Annotated in this window: 20 protein-coding genes; 14 read left to right on the top strand and 6 right to left on the bottom strand. The window is 52.7% G+C overall.

Annotation, left to right across the window (positions count from 1 at the left end):
* Positions 1–26 precede the first annotated feature (26 nt).
* A complete protein-coding gene (comER, locus tag M891_RS0117235) occupies positions 27–962 on the bottom strand; it encodes a late competence protein ComER (protein WP_028539702.1) in 936 nt (311 codons plus the stop codon).
* Positions 963–1,200: 238 nt separating this feature from the next.
* Here comER and M891_RS0117230 point away from each other — a divergent pair, with 238 nt between their 5' ends.
* From M891_RS0117230 to holA, 6 genes are all read left to right on the top strand, one after another.
* Positions 1,201–1,767: a ComEA family DNA-binding protein gene (locus M891_RS0117230; RefSeq protein ID WP_232228367.1), complete on the top strand. Its 567-nt coding sequence runs from the start codon at positions 1,201–1,203 to the stop codon at positions 1,765–1,767.
* A 42-nt stretch (positions 1,768–1,809) separates the two neighbouring features.
* Positions 1,810–2,328 (top strand): deoxycytidylate deaminase, encoded by a 519-nt coding sequence (locus tag M891_RS0117225; RefSeq protein ID WP_009224148.1) that lies wholly within the window; start codon positions 1,810–1,812, stop codon positions 2,326–2,328.
* Between the two features lie 100 nt (positions 2,329–2,428).
* Positions 2,429–5,227 carry a ComEC/Rec2 family competence protein gene (locus M891_RS0117220; protein WP_028539700.1) on the top strand — a complete coding sequence of 933 codons (2,799 nt, stop codon included), beginning with the start codon at positions 2,429–2,431 and terminating at the stop codon, positions 5,225–5,227.
* Between the two features lie 172 nt (positions 5,228–5,399).
* Positions 5,400–5,948 carry an RNA polymerase sigma factor gene (locus tag M891_RS0117215; protein WP_016311416.1) on the top strand — a complete coding sequence of 183 codons (549 nt, stop codon included), beginning with the start codon at positions 5,400–5,402 and terminating at the stop codon, positions 5,946–5,948.
* On the top strand, positions 5,945–7,159 hold the full coding sequence (locus M891_RS0117210) for an anti-sigma factor (protein WP_028539699.1): 1,215 nt from the start codon (positions 5,945–5,947) through the stop codon (positions 7,157–7,159). Before M891_RS0117215 ends, M891_RS0117210 begins: the two co-directional genes overlap by 4 nt.
* Before the next feature lie 512 nt (positions 7,160–7,671).
* Positions 7,672–8,700, top strand: coding sequence for a DNA polymerase III subunit delta (gene holA / locus M891_RS0117205; RefSeq protein WP_028539698.1), 1,029 nt, complete (start codon positions 7,672–7,674; stop codon positions 8,698–8,700).
* Positions 8,701–8,786: 86 nt separating this feature from the next.
* Here the strand turns inward: holA and rpsT are convergent, their stop codons facing one another.
* Positions 8,787–9,059 (bottom strand): 30S ribosomal protein S20, encoded by a 273-nt coding sequence (gene rpsT, locus M891_RS0117200; protein ID WP_016311419.1) that lies wholly within the window; start codon positions 9,057–9,059, stop codon positions 8,787–8,789.
* Between the two features lie 205 nt (positions 9,060–9,264).
* Here rpsT and gpr point away from each other — a divergent pair, with 205 nt between their 5' ends.
* The 4 genes from gpr to M891_RS0117180 all read left to right on the top strand — a co-directional run bounded on the left by gpr (position 9,265) and on the right by M891_RS0117180 (position 13,559).
* Positions 9,265–10,278 carry a GPR endopeptidase gene (gene gpr, locus M891_RS0117195; protein WP_028539697.1) on the top strand — a complete coding sequence of 338 codons (1,014 nt, stop codon included), beginning with the start codon at positions 9,265–9,267 and terminating at the stop codon, positions 10,276–10,278.
* A gap of 156 nt (positions 10,279–10,434) precedes the next feature.
* Positions 10,435–11,850 (top strand): stage II sporulation protein P, encoded by a 1,416-nt coding sequence (locus M891_RS0117190; protein ID WP_028539696.1) that lies wholly within the window; start codon positions 10,435–10,437, stop codon positions 11,848–11,850.
* A gap of 18 nt (positions 11,851–11,868) precedes the next feature.
* Complete coding sequence (locus M891_RS0117185; protein WP_028539695.1) at positions 11,869–12,396, top strand: hypothetical protein; 528 nt, start codon at positions 11,869–11,871, stop codon at positions 12,394–12,396.
* A gap of 92 nt (positions 12,397–12,488) precedes the next feature.
* Complete coding sequence (locus M891_RS0117180) at positions 12,489–13,559, top strand: LacI family DNA-binding transcriptional regulator (protein ID WP_028539694.1); 1,071 nt, start codon at positions 12,489–12,491, stop codon at positions 13,557–13,559.
* A gap of 58 nt (positions 13,560–13,617) precedes the next feature.
* Here M891_RS0117180 and M891_RS0117175 read toward each other — a convergent pair whose 3' ends face one another.
* From M891_RS0117175 to M891_RS0117160, 4 genes are all read right to left on the bottom strand, one after another.
* On the bottom strand, positions 13,618–14,796 hold the full coding sequence (locus tag M891_RS0117175) for a glycoside hydrolase family 130 protein (RefSeq protein ID WP_028539693.1): 1,179 nt from the start codon (positions 14,794–14,796) through the stop codon (positions 13,618–13,620).
* Between the two features lie 24 nt (positions 14,797–14,820).
* Positions 14,821–16,017 carry an AGE family epimerase/isomerase gene (locus M891_RS0117170; protein ID WP_028539692.1) on the bottom strand — a complete coding sequence of 399 codons (1,197 nt, stop codon included), beginning with the start codon at positions 16,015–16,017 and terminating at the stop codon, positions 14,821–14,823.
* A 13-nt stretch (positions 16,018–16,030) separates the two neighbouring features.
* Positions 16,031–16,990, bottom strand: a complete 960-nt coding sequence (locus M891_RS0117165; RefSeq protein WP_028539691.1) for a glycoside hydrolase family 113 — start codon at positions 16,988–16,990, stop codon at positions 16,031–16,033.
* A gap of 177 nt (positions 16,991–17,167) precedes the next feature.
* A complete protein-coding gene (locus tag M891_RS0117160) occupies positions 17,168–18,190 on the bottom strand; it encodes a substrate-binding domain-containing protein (RefSeq protein WP_036700814.1) in 1,023 nt (340 codons plus the stop codon).
* Positions 18,191–18,440: 250 nt separating this feature from the next.
* Between M891_RS0117160 and M891_RS0117155 the strand changes: the two genes are divergently transcribed.
* From M891_RS0117155 to M891_RS0117140, 4 genes are all read left to right on the top strand, one after another.
* Positions 18,441–19,796, top strand: a complete 1,356-nt coding sequence (locus M891_RS0117155; protein ID WP_028539689.1) for an ABC transporter substrate-binding protein — start codon at positions 18,441–18,443, stop codon at positions 19,794–19,796.
* 120 nt (positions 19,797–19,916) lie between these two features.
* Entirely contained in the window at positions 19,917–20,792 is an 876-nt protein-coding gene (locus M891_RS0117150) for a carbohydrate ABC transporter permease (protein ID WP_028539688.1), read from the top strand.
* Between the two features lie 3 nt (positions 20,793–20,795).
* On the top strand, positions 20,796–21,629 hold the full coding sequence (locus tag M891_RS0117145; protein ID WP_009224132.1) for a carbohydrate ABC transporter permease: 834 nt from the start codon (positions 20,796–20,798) through the stop codon (positions 21,627–21,629).
* A 37-nt stretch (positions 21,630–21,666) separates the two neighbouring features.
* Positions 21,667–22,689, top strand: coding sequence for a glycoside hydrolase family 130 protein (locus M891_RS0117140; RefSeq protein WP_028539687.1), 1,023 nt, complete (start codon positions 21,667–21,669; stop codon positions 22,687–22,689).
* Positions 22,690–23,092 lie beyond the last annotated feature (403 nt).

Here is a 23,092-nt window from a genome sequence, read left to right as displayed (position 1 = left end):
ATTTCTTTGTGAGAAAGTAGGTATGTTCAGGAAATGGAGGCGGCCCCTGATCCATCCGGCGGTTTGACATCGGACAAGGGGGCTTCCTTTTCCGGACATGACGGAGCTTGATCCGAAGACGACGGAGATTCATCCAGTGTGGCCGGATGAAACAACGTATGCAGCTTGCTGATATCGTCGTCGTATTTACGATGAGTCGTATCGATCAGGTGGGCAAATACTTCCCGCAGACAGGAATCCAGCACAGCGATCCCTTCAGCGGTCACGCCTCCGGGGACGGCAACCCGTTCGATCAGTTGTTCGGGATTCAGACCGCCTTCGGTGAGCAGCTTGCCTGTGCCTGACAGCATTTCTGAGCCGAGCGCAATCGCCTCCTCATAACTGATTCCAGTTCGTTCAGCGGCGGACTCGGCCCAAAGCTGCAGCATATGAGCGACAAATGCTGGCCCGCAACTGGATAAATCGGATGCGATTCGAGTCTCGCTCTCTTTGAGGGTGATTGGCGTACTGATCGAGGACATCAGCTGCTCTAGGAGTAGACGATCTTCGGGGCGAATCCGCCCGCCGTAGATGCAGAGCGAAGCGCCGCTGTGCACGGAATGCGTAATGCTGGGAATGATCTTGGCGATTTTTGAGGGAATGGCAGCTTCTAAGGTTTCAATCTGAACGGGGCTCGTGATCGATACGACGATCTGATTATCATCGAGCACGTCCCGGATTTCCGCAATGACATCGGGGTAATCCAGAGGTTTGATGCACAAGAAGACGATTTTGCTTCCCTGGGCGGCTTCAGCATTGCTGCTGTACGCCCGCAGTCCGAGATGGCGCTGGGCCAGCCATTTCGCTTTCGAGGGAGAGCGGTTGCTGGCACAAATATTTTGCGGGAGCAGCGCACCGGAACGCAAAAACGCGTCAATGAGCAGGCTTCCCATGGCTCCGGTTCCGATGAAGGCGACTTTCATCCGGCTTCCCCTTTCCGTGCTTCACGCACTGTATTGGTAAAATGTTAAAGTGATTGCACTCGTTCATGTGTTTGTTGTAATGAGGCGGTTCATCTTACGTTATTGCGAACCTACTTCTGCCGTTTCTACTTCACTTGTATAGATTGTATGCAGCTTGATTGGATCTTCATGACTACTGGCAGATTCTTTTAAGATGTTGGAAGAGGAGTGGAGATACGATATGCGGAGGGAACTCGTCTTGACGGCTATCGTTTCAGCAGTGATTGGCGCTGGATTGATGCTTCTGGCAACGGGCGGTCGCTCGCCTGCAGGCATTGAAGGCTGGACGCCGATAAATGCCGAGGTTAAGGCGGCTTTGGCTGCAGAGGGCGCGGCTGTGGATCGAAGCGAGCTAAAGGCTGCAAATCCTTCAGAAACTGGGTCAGCCGTGGACAAGCCTGACGATGAGGTGACTGGGACAACCGCAGCCGGAAAAACGGACTTAATGGGTATCTCAGGAGAGACAGCAACGCATGTGAATGCTGCAGGTCAGAATGCAGGATCTACTACAGGGGCCGAAGCGGTCAGCGGAGTTGCAGCCTCCAAGGAAGAAGCCGGGAAATCCACGGATACGGGAAAAATCAGCATTAATCGCGCCGGATTGGCCGAGCTGCAGGAAATCCCCGGGATCGGCGAGAAGAAAGCCAAAGCCATTCTCGATTACCGAAATGCGCATGGTCCTTTTACCTCCATAGAAGCGTTGACCGAGGTGAAAGGCATCGGAGACAAAATGCTGGAGAAAATGAAGCCTTATATCGGGCTGTAATTCTTGTGATCGAAACATGACTTGCGAGGGTGATGATGGAATATGAATCCGGACAAACGCAAAGATTGGGATACGTATTTTATGGATATCGCTTATATGGTATCGACGCGGTCGCGGTGTAACCGACGTCATGTCGGCGCTGTGCTCGTTCAGGGCAAGAAGCTGCTCGGCACGGCTTATAACGGCGCCCCTTCCGGTGTTCCGGACTGCTCGGAGGCAGGCTGTATGATTGCGGAAGAATACGAGCTGGTGGTAGAGGATGGACAGGAGAAAATGGTGAAGAAACAGCGCTGCGTCCGTACCATCCATGCCGAACAGAACCTGCTGTTGTTCACGGACCGGATCGACCGGGAAGGCTCCAGTGTCTATGTGACGGACGAGCCATGTTGGACTTGCGCGAATATGCTGGCGAACAGCGGCATTACGGAGATCGTATTCCATCGGCCCTATCCGAAGGATACCGATAAAGTGACGGCCATGATGAAGCAAAAAGGCATCACTTTCCGCCGCCTGGAAGGGTATCAACCGCCGCAGGAAACGATTGCGCACGTGGAAGAATAATTGAAATTTTTTTGATCGATCATCGAATGTGGAAGCACCCCATTCGCCTTAGGGCGGGTGGGGTGTTTTTTTGTTGAGGTAGACCAGGAGGGGGATGTCCATGAACCGAAGACCGTTAATTGCGATAACTTGCGGTTGGATCGCTGGAAGCGGCTTGGCGGCAGCTTATACCGGCTGGCGTTTTTGGTTGTTTGGGCTGGGATTGTTGTTGGTCTGTACAGCCATCGCCATCATTTGGCGTCAAGCTTGGCGGAGTCTCGCCTTGGCAGGGTTGGCTTTGTTGCTTGGGGGCTGCTATTGGCTGTATAACGAAGCGGGCAATGTGAGCCGGATCGGACCGATAGTGGCCGGTATGGAAGCAGAAAAAGAAGCAGGAACGGGGACAAGCCCTACAAAGGAGGGGGCGCAGGTGCTTGATGGTCAAACCATCCGTATGGAGGGAATGATCGTATCCACGGTCAAGGTCGATGGGGACCGGGCTGATTTTACGCTGAAAGTCAGCGGCTTATCGCTGATTTCGCCAGATGGGAAAGCGTCGGCGAAGCATGAGATTCCTCGTGGAGAAAAGGTTGCGGTCCAGCTGCGGCTCGCATCGCAAAGCGAACAGCAGACGGCAGCCACCTGGCATCGCGGGCTACGGGTTACGCTGAATGGAACGCTGGAGTTACCGCAGCCTGCCCGTAATTTTGGCGCATTTGATTACCGTCGGTATTTACATTTGCAGCGGATCCATTGGCTGGTCAAAGCTTCGGGGGCATCGTCTCTGAAGGCGGGACAGCCATCCCGAGGCGCCGCCGCTGCCTTAGGATCTGTCGATGCTTTGCGCGAACGCCTTGGCGAGCGCATTGAGCGATTGTTTCCGGACTGGCAAGCCGGTTATATGAAGGGGCTGCTGATTGGCTTGCAGAATGAGCTCGACCCGGATAAATACGCGGAGTTTACACAGCTTGGGCTCACGCATATCCTCGCCATTTCCGGCAGCCATGTTGCGATTAACGTGGCGCTTGTTCTGGGATTACTCCGTCTTTGCCGGGTGACGCGGGAGACCGCAAACACGGTTGCTATTGTTTTCGTTCCGGGATATATGCTGCTTACCGGTTTATCTCCATCGGTCATTCGGGCTGGGCTGATGACGATATTGGGCTTGTACTTGCTAAGGCGCGGGCTGCTAAAAGACAGCCTGAACGTATTAGCCGCTGTTGCGATGCTGATGCTAATCTGGGATCCGTATTATTTACTGAATGTCAGCTTCCAGCTCTCGTTTGCTGTGACGGCAGGGCTGATTGTATTCGTCCCGCGCTTAACCCCGTATCTAAGGTGGCTGCCAGGCAAAATCGGAAATGCGGTGGCGATTACGCTGGCGGCACAGCTGGTGTCTTTTCCATTAACGATCGTCTATTTTAACCAGTTCTCTTTCCTGTCCATTCCGGCTAATTTGCTGCTAGTCCCGATCATCGGCACCTTGGCGCTTCCCCTAGGAACAGGGGCATTACTATTAAGTTTGCTGTCGATCAAGCTGGGCTCATGGGCAGCTCTTCCGGTACGCTGGTTGAATACGGCAACGTTTGAAGCAACCAACTGGTTGAGCACACGCAGCGGGTTTATGACGTATTGGAAATCGCCTTCGCTGCTTTGGATCGCAGCTTTTTATGCTGGATGCTATCTGTTGGTATATTGGGGACAACGGCGTGAGCGTATTGCCGCCGAGGCCTTAACTGTCCGTGGGCAGGATGACGATACTGTGCCTCTCAATCCAGCTAAACGAGAGGTAGCTTTCGCTCATATCAACTGGCGGGAGTGGTCTCAGGACGTGCCTGGAAATCAGGCTAGGCTAGGGGGACTTGGTAGACTGGCAGCGGTTAAAACCGCCTGGACCCAACAGGGTTACGGATGGAGGGCGATCGCAATATCGCTTAGACGATGGGCATGGATGAAACGAAAGGATTTTCTTCGTTTGGGTGTAGCCACAGGCCTTGTGCTGCTGCTGATCATCGGATATCAACCGGCCTACAGCCAAGGGACCGGCTATATCGAGTTCATCGATGTGGGTCAAGGTGACTGTGCCCTGATTACTACGCCATCTGGCAAGCATATTTTAGTGGACGGCGGGGGGACGGTCTCGTTTCGCAAAGCGAAGGATGCGTGGCGGGAGCGGCGTGAACCTTTCGAGGTCGGGGCCAAAACGGTGGTTCCGCTGCTCAAGAAGCGTGGGATCCATCGCTTGGATGCGGTGATTTTAACGCACGGGGACCAGGATCATATCGGCGGACTGCAGGCGGTCATTGACTCCATTCCTGTGGAAGCCGTTGTGATCAATGGCAGCCTGGCCGAGTCTAAGACGATGACGACCTTGATGGAAACGGCGCTGACTAAGCGTATTCCGGTATATGCGGCAAGCCGCGGCATGAAGTTGCAACCGGATGACGCCACCCGCTTGGAGGTGATTTATCCCTTGATGCCTGAGGAGGCGCTTCACCCGATCCCCATCGTGAAAGAACAAAATCACCGCTCGATCGTCTTTCGTTTAGATATGAATGGAGCTTCCTTTTTATTTACAGGTGATATGGATGAAACGGCGGAGAAGGAAGTATTAGGCCTTGAACGATTGACCTCTTCGGGAACGACAACACCGCAGCTCTCCTCAATCAATGTCATGAAAGTCGCCCACCACGGCAGTAAAACCTCTACCTCTGCAGCTTGGCTGGACTATTGGCAGCCAGAAGCCGCAGTTATTTCGGTTGGGGCTTCAAACCTTTATGGTCATCCGCATCCTACAGTCGTTGATCGGCTGAACGCTCAACAGATTCGAATCTATCGAACTGATCATCAAGGCGAGGTCCAGATGAGAGTTCGAGAGGGAAGAATCGAGGTTAGATATAAGTTGCTCCCAATCCCATAAAACCGGGCCCTTTCGCGGTTTATAAAGATGACGGGGCCTTTTTTTTCTGGTATCCTTAGGTCAGATTGCTTAGAGGGTGGACTTCTAAAATATTTTTTAAAAAATAGTAACAACATTGCAACATCTTGTCGGACATTAGCGTCTGTAAGGATGCAAGGAAGGGGGAGCCTTAGTGGTAGAGCAGGGACTCATCAGAGCCGCTCAAACGGGCGATCGCGACGCTCTAATCACCCTATTGCGAGAAATTGAAAGCCACGTGTACCGGACGGCCTATTATATTCTAAACAACGAACAGGATGCACATGATGCTGCTCAGGAAGCACTTATTCGTATTTATACGAAAATCGGTTCCTATGAAGAAAAAGCTCAGTTCAAAACCTGGGTCCAGCGGATTGTGACCAACATCTGTATCGACAAATTTCGTAGAAATAAGCCCACCGTATCGATCGAGGAGCACGAAATGGTGTTTCAGGGGAATGATAGCGTAGAACGGGAAGTGATGTCAGGCTACTTGGCCGAGGACATCCGAAGCGCAATTGAACAATTGCCGGAACACCATCGATCGGTGGTTGTGCTGAGGTATTTGCAAGATTTTTCGTATAACGAAATTGCTGAGAGCTTGAATTTACCGCTGAATACGGTGAAATCCTATTTATTTAGGGCAAGGCAACAGCTGCAACACTTACTCCAAGATTATCAGAAAGGTGGTGTATCAGGATGAAGTGCCCAGAGGCGGTGGAATGGATGCATCGTTATCTAGACCATGACTTAAATGATGAGGAGACCTCTCTTCTCTTTGAGCATATGCGCAGTTGTGAAGAGTGCGCCGAAACGTTTGCGCTGCTTCGCAAGCTGTCTGCGCAATTGGAGGATCTGCCGAAGGTAGTTCCGAACTACAGTCTTGTGGACGCGATTCTTCCGCAGTTGGATGAAATCGACCGGGCTCGCCGTGAAGGCGGCAGTACGGCTGAGGACATCGTGCTGCCGATGACAGCGGTGCAACGTGATGCGGATGCCGGTCAAGGCGGCATGCTGCCGAGCCGGCGCAGTCTTCGTCGTCCTGATGCGGGAACAGGAATGCGTCGGAGCCGGATTTACCGGTACGGGGCGCTTGGTGTGGCGGCGGTATTGATCTTGGGCGTATTCATTTATCAATACGAACCGCGCACTGTATCCGATGCCGAGATCGCCATGGACACTGCGTTGGAATCGGCGAACAAGCAATCCTCGGCGACTAACTCGGCGGACGATGCAGCGAGCAACGCTCAGCTGTTCAGTGACGACACCAACACGGGGGCGCCTGGGGTCGGAGATTTGGATACGCCAGTGTCCAAGGATGTAGTTCCTCCGGCGGAAGATTCGAATACTGACGGTACCCAAGAGCGAATCGCACCCGGCGATGCACCGGATTCCGGTTCTCCAGCGGTGACGCCGGGTAATTCAGGTACAAGCGATAAATCTCCTAGTGAGCCAAATCAAGCGAACCACGGTTCCTCCGGCAGCCCCTCGGTTCCGAATGGCGGCAGCAACGGGGCTCCTGCGCAAGGGCCGACATCGCCTGGAGCAGGAAATTCGGACTCTGCGGGCGATCCAGAAACTCCGGATATTCTAGAGAACTCAATTGTAGATCAGCAAGTGACCTTCGATAATCCAAGAGAGAAGTATGGCATCGCAAGCTTTAATATTTGGACTTCTCCAGATGGGGCATTTGAAGCTGAGTTCAAGGACGGACATCTGTATGTCTATCGTCTTGAAGCCCAGGAACGGAAACTGGTGGCTGATCAAGTGATCGATGGGAATTGGGTTGACGGTTCGTGGTCGGAATCAGGTCATATATTTACGTACGAGACAGAAATCGAGGGAACCCCAGTGATTCATACCCTTTATGCTGAGCAGGCGGCTGCGGATGCTGCAAAAAGAACACAGCCCTAAATAGCATGGAATAACGGACGAATTTGGGCGTTTTTTTGAACTTGCAGCAGTCACCTTTTCAGGAGATATGGAATAGGTTATATGTATAGTAGAGATAACGGATTAAACCCTGATCGTCGTATGACCGCAGGCGGGAGAGTTTCTAGAGCTCTTTAGCCCGCGTTTATATAGATGTTCCGGGACAGAGGGATCTTTCGCCACGAGGCAGAGGTCCCTCTGTTGCGTTTAAAAGGAAGCCGGACATAACGGACTCTAGAGCCGCTATTTTCACCTATTGAAGGATTAGCGATTTCTAACGGACCGAGAAGACCTTATTCTGGACAAATCGAGCTAAAAGGGTGCAGGTAGTACCAAATAAGGTCTCAGGTGTCTGTTAAAATGGGAAATAGCCGGGAAATGGACAAATAAGGGCTGTACGGTCCGTTACGCGACTTATCGGTATAAGGACTTGGACGAATACGTGAAATCGAAGTATGATGGAAGAAGGCAACAAAGTCGAAAGGGAGATACCGATGGACGCAAAGCAGAAACAAGCGATAAAAGACATAAAGCAGGGGCGGGTCTCCCCGTTGTACGTTTGTTACGGTACGGAGAAGTATCAAATTCAGGAGTTTGTAGGATTACTTCAGGATCAGCTGGTGGATCCGGATCAGAAGGATTTTGCCATCGCGACCTTTGATTTGGCGGAGACGCCGATTGAGGTGGTCGTTGAGGAAGCGGAGACGATGCCGTTTCTCGTGGAGCGCAAGCTGATCGTTGTACGCGACTCCACTCTGCTTGTCGCAGGGGGCAAGGAAGGCGGCAAGATTGAGCATAAAGTCGAAGCGTTGCTGACGTATATCGGCAACCCGGCAGATCATAGCGTCGTTGTGTTTGTTGTGAACGGGGAGAAGCTGGACGAGCGGAAGAAGGTCGTTAAAGCGATCAAATCGGCGGGTACGGTGCTGTCCTTTTTACCGCTTGGAGGCAGCGAGCTCGTTCAGTGGGTCGTGCAAGAGGTAGAGAAGCGCGGCTGCCGTATCGGGCGGGATGCCGCGGAAGCCTTGATTGCAGCAAGCGGGGTGCAGATGGCCGTACTGGCTGCAGAAATGGACAAGCTCTGCTTGTACGCCGGATCCGGCGGCATGATCGATACCGCTGCCGTGGAGCAGCTAGTGGCGCGCAGCACGGAGCAGAACGTGTTCGTGATGGTGGAGCATATCGCCGCGATACGGCTGGAGCAGGCGCTGGGCATTTTCTATGAGCTGTTGAAGCAGCGTGAAGAACCGATCAAAATTGCGGCGCTCATCGCTCGCCAGTTCCGGATTATGCTGCAGGTGAAGGAGCTCGCCCGCCAAAGCTATTCGCAGCAACAGATTGCTTCCCAGTTAAGCCTGCATCCGTACGTTGTCAAGCTGGCCGGCGACCAGGCCCGGAAGTTTGAAACCGGCCGTTTGAAGGCGATTTTATCCGAGCTGGCCGAACTGGATTACCGGATGAAAAGCGGGCAAATCGACAAAGTGCTGGGGCTGGAGCTGTTTTTGCTAAAACTCGCGGCTTGAAGCCAGAGGCTCGGCCCAAACGGCAACCAAAAAGACCTGAACGTAATCGTTCAGGTCTTTTTGAGCTTCGTATCATTTAACGAGTCTTACGCTTGGGACGTAAGTTCGTTTAATTTTTTAGCCAAGCGGGATTTCTTACGGGCAGCTGCGTTCTTATGGATCAGACCTTTAGTAACGGCTTTGTCCAATTTTTTGGTAGCAGCCACGAAAGCAGCTTTAGCTGCTTCAACTTCGTTGTTCGCCAGAGCGGTGTCAACTGTTTTCACAGCTGTACGCAGGGCGGATTTTTGCGAAGCGTTCAACGCGCGGCGTTTGTCGCTCGTTTTTACGCGTTTGATTGCGGATTTAATGTTAGGCATTGCATTCACCTCCTGTAAAGCATATATCAACCCAGATGATTCACAACTTAAAGTATTTTATCACGCAAGATACCAAAAAGCAATAAATTCATCATACCGAATCTCTTGATTTCACGCAAGTTTTTTAGCCTTGCGGAAGGGATGTATAAACCCATTCCCTCTCCCGCACAATAAAGGCAATCAGAGGAAATGGAGGTCTTGTGGCATGAACTTGGACTTGCGGGAATATTCCGTACGCACCGACTTGGCCGTGGAATCGAAGGAAATTGCGGAGACGATCCATGGCGGCCCGGTCCCCGGGCTCAATGAGCAAGTCGAGGAACAGGACGGGATCAAGATTACCCGTTTGGATGTGACCAATGAGGCAGCCTCGCGGCAAATTGGACGAATTCAGGGGCATTATGTAACGCTGGAGGTTCCCGGTCTTCGCAATCAAGATACCGAGCTGCAAGAGAAGGTGGCTGCGGTGTTTGCCAAGGAGTTTACCGCATTTTTAAATAAAATCGGGGTTGGCCCGGAGGCTAAGACGTTGATCGTCGGCCTCGGTAACTGGAACGTCACACCGGATGCGCTGGGACCGATTGTGGTGGAGAATGTGATGGTTACTCGGCATTACTTCGAGCTGACCCCGGACCAGGTTGCGCCAGGTTACCGCGAGGTCAGTGCGATTGCCCCCGGGGTGCTTGGTATTACCGGCATTGAATCCAGCGAAGTGGTGCAAGGGATCGTGGAACGAACGAAACCGGATCTGATCATCGCCATCGATGCGCTCGCTTCGCGCTCCTTGGAGCGGGTGAATACGACGATCCAGATCGCCGATATCGGCATCCATCCCGGTTCAGGGATCGGCAATAAGCGCCGAGGGTTAACGAAGGAAATTTTAGGCGTGCCTTGTATCGCTATCGGCGTTCCAACGGTGTGCTACGCATCGACGATCGTCAATAATGTATTGGATCTGATGAAAAATCATTTTAACCAGGAGAGCGACGACGGGAACGCTCCGACGAAGCAGATCATGGGCATGCTGAATGACCTGAATGAAAACGAGCGTCTGGGCCTCGTCAAAGAGGTGCTTGAACCGCTTGGCCATGATCTGATCGTTACGCCGAAGGAGATTGATGAATTCATCGAGGACGTAGCTAACGTGATTGCTAGCGGACTTAATATTTCGCTGCATGAGGCAGTTACGCCGGATAACGTGGCGTCCTACACGCATTAACAATCGCACGCCCCTTCTAGCTCCCTCCGAAAATCTCAAGGAAATCCGCGAATCTAGCGGATTTCTTTTTTTGTGTGAGAATTTGAGGTTCTAGCCTTTCAACTAGGTTCATAGATTTGGAATATAGTTTGAAAGCGGCTGGAGGAGGACATGCATATGAAATTCAAGGCTTGGAATCTAGGAAAAATAAGAAGGAATCTGCTTCATGTGTTGGCGATGGGACGCACCTTTTTGCTGCTATCGGCCATGTCGGTAATCTTCTTCGTCATGCTGGGGGTGCTGGGGATAGCTGAGAAACAGCTGAACACCTCCCCTGTCTCCTCGATGAAAGGACTGGCTGCCTCGCTGTCGAGCGGATTCTTCATGGATATGGTTGGTATGGAGCTGCCGCATGTGGCTAGCGAGAAGCAGACCCCGGCGATTTCCGGGAAGCAGGTGACGAACTTCGTCTTTCAGCTATTAACGGACGTGAATCCGTCCGATCCGAAGAGCTTGGTTGCCCGGGAAGTGCCAGGGTTAGGGGCTGACAGTCCAATCCTGCTACGCACCGGCTCCGGCAACGGGGCGGCCCAAGCTCCGGAAGACTATCGACCGGGCGCAGGAGCGGATGGAAGTGCGCCGGATCACCCGGAACCGGATGTCCCCGATGACGGAAGTAACGCGGACCCCGGGCAGGAAGGTAACGATTCGGACACGGCACAGCCGCCAGCAGAGGAACCGGGGAAGACGGACGGCTCGACCGGGAATCAAGAGGAGCCTTCCATCAAGCCGGGCAACAAAAATATCGTGATGATCTATCATTCCCATCCGCAAGAATCTTTTAATCCCGTGCTTGGTACAAATGTAGATAATCCGAGCTCGGCGGAGGATAAGAAGAACGTAGGTTTAGTTGGAGAAGCCTTAGCGAAAGAGCTGGAGCGCAGAGGAGTCGCAGCCTTACACAAGTTCGAAAATTATGCGGCCAAGGTGAGCAATTACAACTATAACTACTCATATAAATATTCCCGAGAGACGGTCAAACAAGCGATGGCCGAAAACGGTCAGCTGCAATATTTTATCGATATTCACCGCGACTCGCAGCGCCACGACAAAACGACAACAACCATCAACGGTGTGAATTATGCCCAGGTATACTTCATTATCGGACACGGGAACAAGAATTGGCGCGAGAATGAGAAATTCGCCAGCTCCATCCATGAACGGTTGGAGAAGGCGTATCCCGGGATTTCCAGAGGCATCTGGGGGAAGACGTCTTCCCAAGGCAACGGGGAATATAACCAGTCGCTGTCGCCGAACAGCGTGCTGATCGAAATCGGCGGCATCGACAACAGCCAGGAAGAGCTGGAGCGTACCGCCAAGGTGCTGGCCGGAATTTTGGCCGATCTGTATTGGGAAAGTCAGGACGCGGAGAAAGCAGGCAAGCTGTCGAAGAGCAGTACGAACGGCATCGCTAGCGGCAGCGCAAAGAGCACGGACAAGTCCGCTGGCACCACGAACAAAGGCGCGGGCAGTTCCAATAAGTCTTCGGACAGCGTGAACAAAGGAACGAACAGCACAAACAAGAAATCTTGATTTGAATGGGGGATGGACATGGCTAAAATGCTGCGAAAAACATTGGTATACGGTTTATTGCTGGCGACTGGGGTGACGCTGGGGATGCAGCTTGCCGAAAGCGGAACCAGCTCGATCCTCGGCCCCGGATTTCAAACCGGAGGGACGACTGCAGGCATGAACGGACAATCCATGATCTATCCCTATCCGCAATCGCAGCAGCCGCAACAATCGCAACAGCAATTGCAGCAGCAATTGCAGCAGAACAACAACGGTTGGACCGCCGGATCCCCCCCCATTTGGACAACCGGTCAAGGCAATGCCGCGCCGCAAGGAACGACAGGCGGTTATACCCAGGTTCCCGGCTACGGAACCTCCCCATCCGGGACCGATGTGCCAAACACGACGGGGGGCGGTCAGGCGCTGCAGACGCCAGCTGACCTGCTGATGCCGCCGCCCTCGCCGCCGGCCATCGACCGATTTGCCGACAAAGCGGCTCACCTATTGCAGCAGGCGTCGCAGAAGAGCATTCATTGGGTGGCCTCCTGGTTTGGTCCAGGCGAATGAAATAACGATTTATAACGAATGGCGAGTTTGTTATACTGTTGTTATATTGTTATGAACCCGTTCGTTATACGTTATTTCGGAGGTTAGAGTCCTTGAAAAAAATTACGATGCAGCAAATCGCCGACCATCTAGGCGTCTCGAAATTCGTTGTATCCAAAGCTTTGTCCGGCAAGGGAGGGGTCAGCGAGCAGACCCGGGAGCGGGTCATTCAAGCTGCCTCCCAGCTTGGGTATTTTAATCAGAAGAACGGTTATGTGAAGAACGTCATCCCTACGGGAACCGCGCTGCCGGCACCGGCCGGCAAGCAGTCAGTGCTGGTGCTGATGCCAAATATCCGGTTTCAGAACAAGGAATCGCTGTATTGGGGTAGACTGCTGGAAGGCATCTCCCGGGAGCTGGAGGCGCAGGAGCTGGGGATGATTATCGTATCCGAACCTCGCGGTGACAACTTCATGAGCATCCTGAATCCTGACGGGATTCTGGGGATGATCGGGGTGGGGCAGATCGCCACCCCATTCCTGCTGGAGGTACACCGGATCGGGCTGCCGATCGTGCTGGTCGATCATGAGGACCCGCTGATTCCAAGCGACACGGTCTTCGCTAACAACGTTGATGGGATGGCCCGTTTGACCAATCACCTGATCGGCCTGGGGCATCGGAAGCTGCATTTCTTAGGCAATTTAACGTTTTCCCGCAGCTTTCGGGACCGCTGGATTGGCTTCCGCAGCGCCTTGGAGGAGAACGGCTTGACACCGCAGTCCCTGGAGGATCCGATGCTGGAGCTGGAAGGTGTCGACACCGGGGCTTACGGCGACGTGCTGCGCGGATGGCTGGAGGGGCAGAAAGCGGAAGGGACGCTCCCGACCGCGCTTGTGTGTGCGAACGACTCCATCGCGATGCATGCCTGCTCCGTCCTGAGTGAGATTGGCCTTCACGTGCCCGGGGATATCACGGTCAGCGGGTTTGACAATATCGACGATGCGGCCCGGTACACTCCGGCCATTACCACCATTAACGTGCCGAAGGAGAAACTTGGCCAGCGGGCGGTGAGGAAGCTGCTGGAACGACTGGCCCAACCGGACGCGCCGCGGGAGAAAATCATGATCTCCGTCGAGACGGTATACCGGGATTCCACCGCCGAGCCGCATCGAAAGGCCGAGTAAAGAAGTCAACTCAAACAAACGAGCTGCCAAGAGATGAACTCCTGGCAGCTCGCTTGTTTTACTTGTTCAGAAATTGGATATTCCGCTCGATCAAATCGATTCGTTGCTGTACGCAGGCATAGGAGCGCAGCGGATCCTCCGGCGTGTTCAGCACGTAGTCCAGCAGCCGGTCGACCGTCGTTGTGGCGACGTGGATGCGCGTATCAGAGGAAGCGTAATAGATGAAGACGTCGCCGTTGTCGCGGGCGATGACGCCGTTACAGAACACGACGTTGGACACATCGCCGACACGCTCCTCGCCTTCCGGTGCGATCAGATGGCCGCCCGGCCGATGCGTCACCCGCTGCGGCTCCTGCAAGTCGGAGAGGAAGGCGTACAGCACGTAGCGGAGCCCGGCCGCCGTTCCCCGCACGCCATGGGCGATGTGCAGCCAACCTTTATCCGTTTTGATCGGGGCGGGACCTTGGCCGTTCTTGACCTCTTTGATCGTATGGTACTTGCGGTCGTCAACGATGATTTCCTCGTCGATGACCGCCTGCTCGATCGAATCAGACAACCCCCAGCCGATGCCGCCGCCGGAGCCGGCGTCGATGAAGCCGTCCTGCGGACGGGTGTAGAACGCGTATTTCCCGTCTACGAACTCGGGGTGCAGCACCACATTGCGCTGCTGCGGAGATTTCGTTTTCAGGTCGGCTAACCGCTCCCAAGTGACGAGATCCTTCGTGCGGGCGATGCCGCACTGGGCTACGGCGCTCGACAGATCTCCCCGCGGCGCATGGGGGTCTTTCCGCTCCGTACAGAACAGCCCGTAAATCCAGCCGTCTTCATGCCGCACGACCCGCATGTCGTAGACGTTGACGTCCGGATCTTCGGTTTCGGGCATAACCACCGGCTTATCCCAGAAACGGAAGCCGTCGATGCCGTTATCGCTCTCGGCTACAGCGAAGAACGATTTGCGGTCTACGCCTTCAACGCGGGCGATCAGATAAAATTTTCCATTCAGCTCGATGGCTCCCGGATTAAACACGCCGTTGACGCCAAGGCGTTCAGAGAAATACGGATTCGTCGCCGGATTGAAATCGTATCTCCAAATGAGCGGCGCATGCTCCGCCGTCAAGACCGGATAGCGGTAGCGGTCGTACACCCCGTTGCCATAGGGCATTTTCTCGTTGCGGCGCGCAATCAGCTGTTCGTAACGTTCGGTCAGCTGCTGTTTTCTTTCGTCAAATAGGCTCATTCTCAATTCCTCCGATCCATCAAATTACTTCTCACGTTCCAGACGCTCCAGCATTTCCAGACACGCGCGGCTGTTATGATAAGGGCATTTCCAAGGGCTGACCTTTGGTTCGCCCGGCAACGGTGCGCCGCCTCGATCCACGCCCCAGAACCATTCGCCGTGTTTACGATCCACCAGATACGTTTGAATAAAGCTCCAGGAATTTGCTGCAGCCGCCCGGTACTTGGGGTCTCCGGTCAGTTGGTACGCATTGTAGAAACCAACCATCGCTTCCGCCTGCGGCCACCAGTCTTTGTTATCGTCAGTCAGGCCGTTTGGATCGGCTTCGTTCCATATCCCGCCGTCCCGGTCAACGCCTTCCGCATACACAGCCTCGGCCATCTTTAAGGCGGTTTCCTTCACGCGCTGCAGCAGAGCGGGCTCACCCAGCACCTCGGCTGCCTCGACGAGCAGCCAGCTGCCCTCGATATCATGGCCATACGAGACATGATGTCCTTTGACCTGCCAGCCGTCATCGAAGAACAGCAGGAAGTGGGCAGTTTTCGGATCGATGATTTGCTCTAGCGTCACTTCGATCAGCTCGGACAAGCTGCCCCGCAGCTCAGAGGATTTCCATACCCGGTACAAATTGGTGTACGCCTCCAGCACGTGCAGGTGCGTATTCATCGATTTCTTTTCGTTTAGATCCTTGTTGCTGAGACTTAAATCCCCGGTGGGTTTCCAGTCGCGGGACTGAGCCTCAACATAGCCTTTATGAACCGGATCATAGCTGTGCTGCTCCAGCAGGCGGTAGAGGTTGACCGCTTGCTCCAATGCCTCTTCGCTGGAGGTTGCGCGATAATATTCAGTCAAAGCGTAAATGACAAACGCTTGCCCGTAGACCTGCTTTTTGTCTTGAACCGGCCGTCCTTGGACATCCACCATCCAATAGAAACCGCCGTACTGAGGGTCCACAAAATGCGTCTTCAGGTAATCATAAGCCCGCTCGGCGATTTCCAGGTATTTGGGATCGGGAAATCGACGATAGGCCGAAGCGAAGGTCCATAGAATGCGGGCGTGCAGCACCAGCCCTTTATCGGCCTCGGGGTGCTTGTTGAGCTGCTCATCGATGTATCCGACAAAGCCGCCATGCTGCCAATCGATTGTATGTTCGATCCAAAACGGGAGAATGTTGCCTTGCAGCTCCTGCTGCAGCTGTACCTTCCAATCATGGGTTTCCACGTAAAAAACCTCCTTATCGCTCGATCGCGTTCAGCTTGGCGGCATAAGCTTCAGCTACGACCGTCTCCGCTTCCTTGCCATAAATGCAGTAACCATCATTTGTTGCAGCCTGGCTCCGATCGTACAGCCGCGCCGGCCAATCCCACAGCATCAAGCCGCGGACCCAATCGCGTTCTCCGCATTTCTCCAGCATCGTGCGGTAATATTCCGCCTGTTCTGCCTCATTCACTGCACCCTGCAGCGTCCAGTCATTTGGGACGTTCGCCGACCCGGTGCGGCTCGGGCAGCCGGCTTCCATAAACAAAAACGGCTTACCGTATCTCCGGACAACGCTTTCAATTCGATCCAGCTGACGATCCCAATCTCCGATCGGGTAGTAGCCGCTGGAACTGATCACATCCAGGGCATCCCACCACATCACATTGTCCTCTTGATATTTGTCGCAGTTATACGTCAGCGGTCCGTGGTAAACCTGGCGAATGTCGGCGATCAAAGCGCGCCATTCCGCTTCCCGCCGGTCGGTTTGCACCATTTCGCAGCCGATACAGAACATCTCGCACCCGGTTTCCTCGGCGATTTGCGCGAAATGAAGGAGATATGCGCGATACGAGGCAAACCAGTCAGACCATTTTGGTTCACAAGGGACGTCTCGATCAAAAAAATTAATGTGCGCTCGCCAAGTTCCGTCCGCGCAGTTCACGATCGGCTTCAGACATACCTTCAACCCCAGCGAATGCGCCTTACGAATGGCCCATCGGACTTCCTCGTCGGTCACCGTCGGCGCCTCCCAGAAGGGGATATCCGTGGAGAAGGCTGTTGCTTGCAGTGCGGCAAAAGCAATGGCCGTCCAGTTACTGCGGGTCACCTTCGCCATCATTTCCATGGAATGAGCTGCGGTCTCGTTGCCCCAGGTCCCCCTGACGCCCATAAACCCCCAAGTCATTCCGGCAATATAAGGTTCGAGCGATTGCATACTTGCATTTCACCCCACGATCTCGAAAATTTAAAATTTGTTATTATTTGTTATATAAATTAAGATAACAAAATACTAATTATGACATAACTATATAACGGCTAAACGGTGGATTCAACCTTTTTTATTTTGAATTTGTTAGCGTGAAGTTGTCCTAAAGAAGCAAAAAACCGCCGATTACTCGGCGGGTTCGGTATTAAGGTTCTTAACGGAATCCCGGTAGATGATCTTGCCTTGCACCAGCATGCGGCCGATGCGGCGATGGGGGTTGGACACTTTATCCATAATCGCCTTGACGGCGGATCGGGCCATCTGCTCAATATCCACCTCAACCGTAGTTAGCGGCGGATTTGCCAGCGTGGCGTATACGTCGTTGTCGAACCCGACAATCGAACAGTCATCCGGGATACGGTAACCCATGCTGGTGAGGCGCTCGCCCAAAAGATAGGCGACTTGGTCGCAGTTGCAGACGAACGCGGTAGGCATTTGCTCCGGAAGCTCGATATCGATATAGGTACCGTGTTCATCACGGTCATTGATCAGATAACGCTCGTTAAACTTCAACCCGTGCTCCAGCAGCGATTTGTAGTAACCCAGGAAGCGGTCTTGGATACTGCTGGTGGAATAGACGTTGCCAACATAAGCGATCTCGCGGTGGCCGCATCGGATCAGATAGTTCGTGATCTCGTAAGCGCCGTAAAAGTTATCGGTAACGATTGAATCGATCGCGGCATGCTCGTCATAAAAGTCGAGAAACAGCTTCGGCAGCTCCATATTTTGCACCGTTTCGATGTACTTCTTGCTGACCTGCCCCAAAATGATGATGCCATCCACCTTATTTTCACTGTATACCCGCGGGAAATTGAGCTGTTCCTCATCTTCGCTGCTTAAGATATTTAAGATTCCGAAATAGCCATAGTGGTCCAACTGAATGGCGATCTGCTGATAAACCTGCAAATAGAAGGACTCTCTAAGACCCGTAAAACGCTGCGGAATCATCACGCCAATATTATAAGAAAGCCCGTCCTTGATCGATTTGGCCGCCGAGTTAAAGCGGTAGCCCATCTCACTGGCCACCTTCTTGATCTTCAGCTTCAGGCTGTCGCTGACGCCTTCCTTGTCATTCAGCGCTTTGGATACCGTAACGCTGCTGACGCCCAGCTTGTCGGCGATATCTTTCATCGTTATGTTGCGTTTCATGAACTTATATTCACCATCCCGTTCAATCTATCATCCAGAGCCAATCGATCTAAAATCCAGTATACCGATTCTGTTGGTAAATAGGAAGATGAGCGAAAAATTAAACTTATCATTCATAAGCAATAACTTAATACATTACTTTATTAACCGAAAATAAATGGATTTATCCATTGACTAGTAAGCGTATACATTATAGAATCTTAGTTAGTTTATCGATAACTTAATTTATAAATTGAAAGGGGAAACGGATGTGAAAAAGAACAAAGCTTTCATCGGTTTGCTGGCCTTGATGCTTGTTTTGACTCTGTTGGCTGGCTGTGGAGGGAACAACCGTAATAACGCGGCACAGAACAATGCAGCCGGAAATGCCGGAACCGCGAACTCCGGCACGGAACAGACGGCGGGAAGGGACATCTCGGGAGAGATTACCGTCATTACGCAACGAACAGACATCGTCGACACCGTATTCAAGGATTATGCCGCCGAATTTAATAAGGAATACCCGAACGTGAAAGTAAACTTCCAAGCGCTTTCCGATTATGAAGGACAAATCACAGTGCGGATGAACTCTGACGATTACGGTGATGTTCTGTTGCTGCCAACCAGCATTCCGCTGGCGGATACGCCGGAGTTTTTTGAACCGCTGGGTACGTTGGAAGAGATGAGCAAGCAGTATATCGGCCTGGAGGAAAGAACCGTTGATGGCAAAGTTTACGGGATTCCGATCGCTGTTAACTTTTCCGGGATCCTCTACAACAAGAAAGTATTTAACGACGCCGGCGTAACGACGACGCCGAGAACACCGGACGAGTTTTTGGCCGCTTTGCACAAAATCAAAGAAAAAGGCGACGCGATTCCTCTGTACAGCAACTATGCAGACAGCTGGCCTTTGACGCAATGGGAAGCTGTATTAACTACCGTTGCCGGCGACGTCGACTATGTCAATGTGATCCAGCCGAACACCGATGACAACTTCGTTCCTGGACAGCCGCACTATGAACTGTACAAGGTGATGTACGACACCGCCAAACAAGGTTTGATTGAAGATGACCCGACAACGACGAACTGGGAAGCTTCCAAAGCCGACATGGCCAATGGCAAAATCGGTGCGATGGTGCTGGGCTCCTGGGCGATCGGGCAGGTTCAAGGCTTAGCTGAGAATCCGGATGACATCGCTTACATGCCTTTCCCAACGAATGCTAAGGAAATCATTATGCCGCTTGCAGACGACTATACGCTGGGCATCAGCAAGCACAGCAAGCACAAAGAGGCGGCAAGAGCTTGGGTGGACTGGTTCATCAACAAATCCGGATATCCCACGGAACAAGCCGGCGGCATGAGCCCGGTGGTCGGCGCTCCTCTTCCGGAATCGCTGAAGCAATTCGAAGGAACTGACGTGAAATTCGAACTGCAGACTCCTGCAAAACCGGGGCAAGAGGGCCTGGTGGACAAAATCGACAAAGACGCGGAAATCGGCTTGTGGCAGCCGGAATTCAAGAAACGGATCATGGAAGCCGCGATCGGTAACCTGAACGAATCCTATGACGACATCATGAAGGATCTCAACGACGCTTGGGTGAAATCCCGCGCCAAATTCGTGAAATAACACCGGTCACAGGGGAGGACAAAGTTGCAGGGGGAACGTGCCGGATGCGCGTTTCCCTTGTGATTTTAGCCAAGGAGAGACAGAGATAGGCATTTTGCAGGATTTTTGGAGGTGTGAGTGGTGTTCAAAAATTTAAGCTACAAAACCCAGCGGAAAGTGATCATTTTCGCCTTCTCGCTGATCCCGGTCGCCTTGTTGTTCACTTTCGCCTACTTGCCGGTTTTTAATATGTTCAAATACAGCTTCACCAACTGGAACGGCTACAGCAAGCATTATGATTACGTAGGGTTTGAGAACTACAAGACGATCTTTACCGACTCCAAATATTTCACCGTCTTTAAGGTCAGCTTGTATTATTTTTGCGCGACCTTTGTTCAAATGGCAATTGCTCTTTATTTTGCAACGATACTTAGCTTTAAGGTGCGATTCAAAAACTTCTTTAAAGGCGTCCTGTTCTTTCCTTACCTCTTAAACGGGGTAGCGATCGGGTTTATCTTCCTGTTCTTCTTCCGTCCGGACGGTACGCTGGATACCTTGATGCAATCGGTGGGGCTTGGCGCTTACACGCAGGGATGGTTGAAGAACCCGAACATCATTAATATTTCGCTGGCGGGCGCATCCGTGTGGAGATACATGGGCTTTAACTTCATCATTTTCCTGGGCGCGATTTCGTCGATTGGTTCCGATATTTACGAAGCGGCCGAGATCGACGGGGCCAACCGTTGGCATCAGTTCCGCCATATCATCATTCCCAGCATCATGAAAATTGTGCAGCTCAACCTGATCCTCGCCATCAGCGGTGCAATCAGCGCCTTCGATATTCCGTACATTATGACCGGCGGCTCCAACGGAAGTAATACGTTTGTCATCCAAACGGTGACCACCGCGTTTAAATATAACAAGCTTGGCCTTGCCTCCGCCATGGCGGTTGTCCTGCTGTTTATCGTGATCATTGTCACCTTGCTGCAGCGCTTGTTGATCAAGGAGGAGAAGTAAGCCATGTATAGACTGAAATACGTAGCCGCGGCCTTCATTAAATATGTCAGCTTGCTGCTGGGCGCTTTCGCCGCGCTCGTTCCGATCGTGGTGGTGCTGTTCGCTTCCTTTAAAACGAACAAGGAATACGGTTCGACCAGCCCTTTGACGCCGCCGGAGAACTGGCTGAATTTCGCCAACTACTCCAAGGCTTTTATTAATGGAAAAATGCTGCTTGGCTTCGGAAACACCGTCATTATCGTAGTCATCTCAATTCTTGGCGCGACCTTGATCGGCTCCATGATCGCTTATGTCCTAAACCGCTTCAAATTTCGCGGCAACAAGCTGTTGATGGGGGCCTTCTTGCTGGCGACCTTGATCCCAAGCGTGACGACCCAGGTGGCGACATTCCGAATCATCAACTTCTTCCACTTGGTGGATACACGATTTGCTCCGATTTTGCTTTACTTAGGCACTGACATTATCGCCGTGTATATTTTCATGCAATTCCTCGATTCGATTTCCGAATCGCTGGACGAATCCGCGATGCTGGACGGCGCGTCCTATTTCACGATTTACTGGCGCATTATTTTGCCGCTGCTCGCCCCAGCCATCGTGACGGTCATTATCGTCAAAGGCGTGAATATCTATAACGATTTCTACACGCCGTTCCTGTATATGCCAAGCGAGGACCTGCAGGTGATCTCGACCGCGCTGTTTAAGTTTAAAGGCCCTTACGGTTCGCAATGGGAAGTGATCTGCGCCGGGATCATGATAACGATTGTGCCGATCCTGATTGCTTTTGTGGCGCTGCAGAAATACATCTATAACGGATTTGCCCAAGGCTCCGTTAAATAAACACACTTATTTGAGTTGATTTGGAAGGGGTAACCTCATGAGCACAGTGAAAATCATTGGAGAGAACCTGCCGAACATTCCTTGGCAAGACAAACCGGAGCATGCGGCAGGACCCGTATGGAGACATAATGACAATCCGGTCGTGAAGAGGAATCCGGCCAAAGGCATCGCGCGCATCTTCAACAGCGCAGTTGTTCCTTACGATGGCCGCTTTGTTGGCGTGTTTCGCGCCGAAACGATTAACGGCCGTCCTCACCTGCATACAGGCTGGAGCGAAGACGGCTATGAATGGAAGATCGACGAGGAGCGTATTCCTTTTGTGGATGAGGAGGGGAAGCCGTTCCAACCTCAATATGCCTATGATCCCCGGTTGGTGAAGGTGGAGGATACCTACTATATTATTTGGTGCACGGACTTCTACGGCGCTTCGATTGGGGTGGCCAAAACCCAAGACTTTAAGACGTTTGTCCGTTTGGAGAATCCGTTCTTACCGTTTAACCGCAACGGCGTGTTGTTCCCAAAGAAAATCGGAGGCAACTTCGTGATGTTGTCCCGTCCCAGCGACAGCGGGCATACTCCGTTTGGCGACATCTTTCTTAGCGAAAGCCCGGATTTCGTCTATTGGGGCAAACATCGCCATGTGATGACCAAGGGCGGGCAAGGCTGGTGGCAGTCGGTGAAAATCGGCGGCGGTCCCGCTCCAATCGAAACGACCGAAGGTTGGCTGATGTTCTACCATGGCGTCACCGGGACGTGCAATGGCCTTGTTTACAGCATGGGTGCGGTCATTCTTGACCGAGAGGAACCGTCCCGCGTGAAATATCGCTCCAGCACGTATGTATTAACGCCGGAGGAATGGTATGAGGAGCGCGGCTTCGTCCCGAACGTCGTGTTCCCTTGCGCCGCTTTGACCGATGCTGCCACAGGCCGTATCGCCATTTACTACGGCGCTGCAGATACCTATGTTGGGATCGCCTATACGACGGTTCAGGAAATCGTGGATTATGTCAAGGCGACGCATGAGGAAGTTGGCGATGACGCAGAAATCGGTAGAATGTAGCGGGACGGAGGCGACCGGGTTCTTCTGGAGAGGTTGAAGCTGTAAACGGAAAATCGCTGGCCGTGACGTGTCAACTCATATAAAAATGTTACCGAAGGATAATGGTTCACTCACGTAATTTTGTTACCCAGTGGAGGCTGTTACATAGCCTCCACTGGGCGCGTAGCGGAGGCAGNCGTCACGGGTTGGGAAAGCAGCGCTTCCAACTGATTGTGTAATGCAAGCGGATCTTGGGAAGTCTGATACGCCTGTAACCGTTGGGTTTGTTCTGGTCGTAGCACGCCCAATTCGATTAACCGGGCAACGGGTGTTTTGGCCGTGTCGAATGTTTTCTTTACACGAGCCCCGCGACGCTCCTTGCCGATCAGCTTGCGAGTGGGCAAGCAGCAATTGAAGTACCGAT

This window comes from Paenibacillus sp. J14 (assembly GCF_000518465.1).
Classification (GTDB): domain Bacteria; phylum Bacillota; class Bacilli; order Paenibacillales; family Paenibacillaceae; genus Fontibacillus; species Fontibacillus barengoltzii.
The sequence above is the reverse complement of the archived record's forward strand: the minus strand, read 5'-3'. Positions and strand labels throughout refer to the sequence as shown.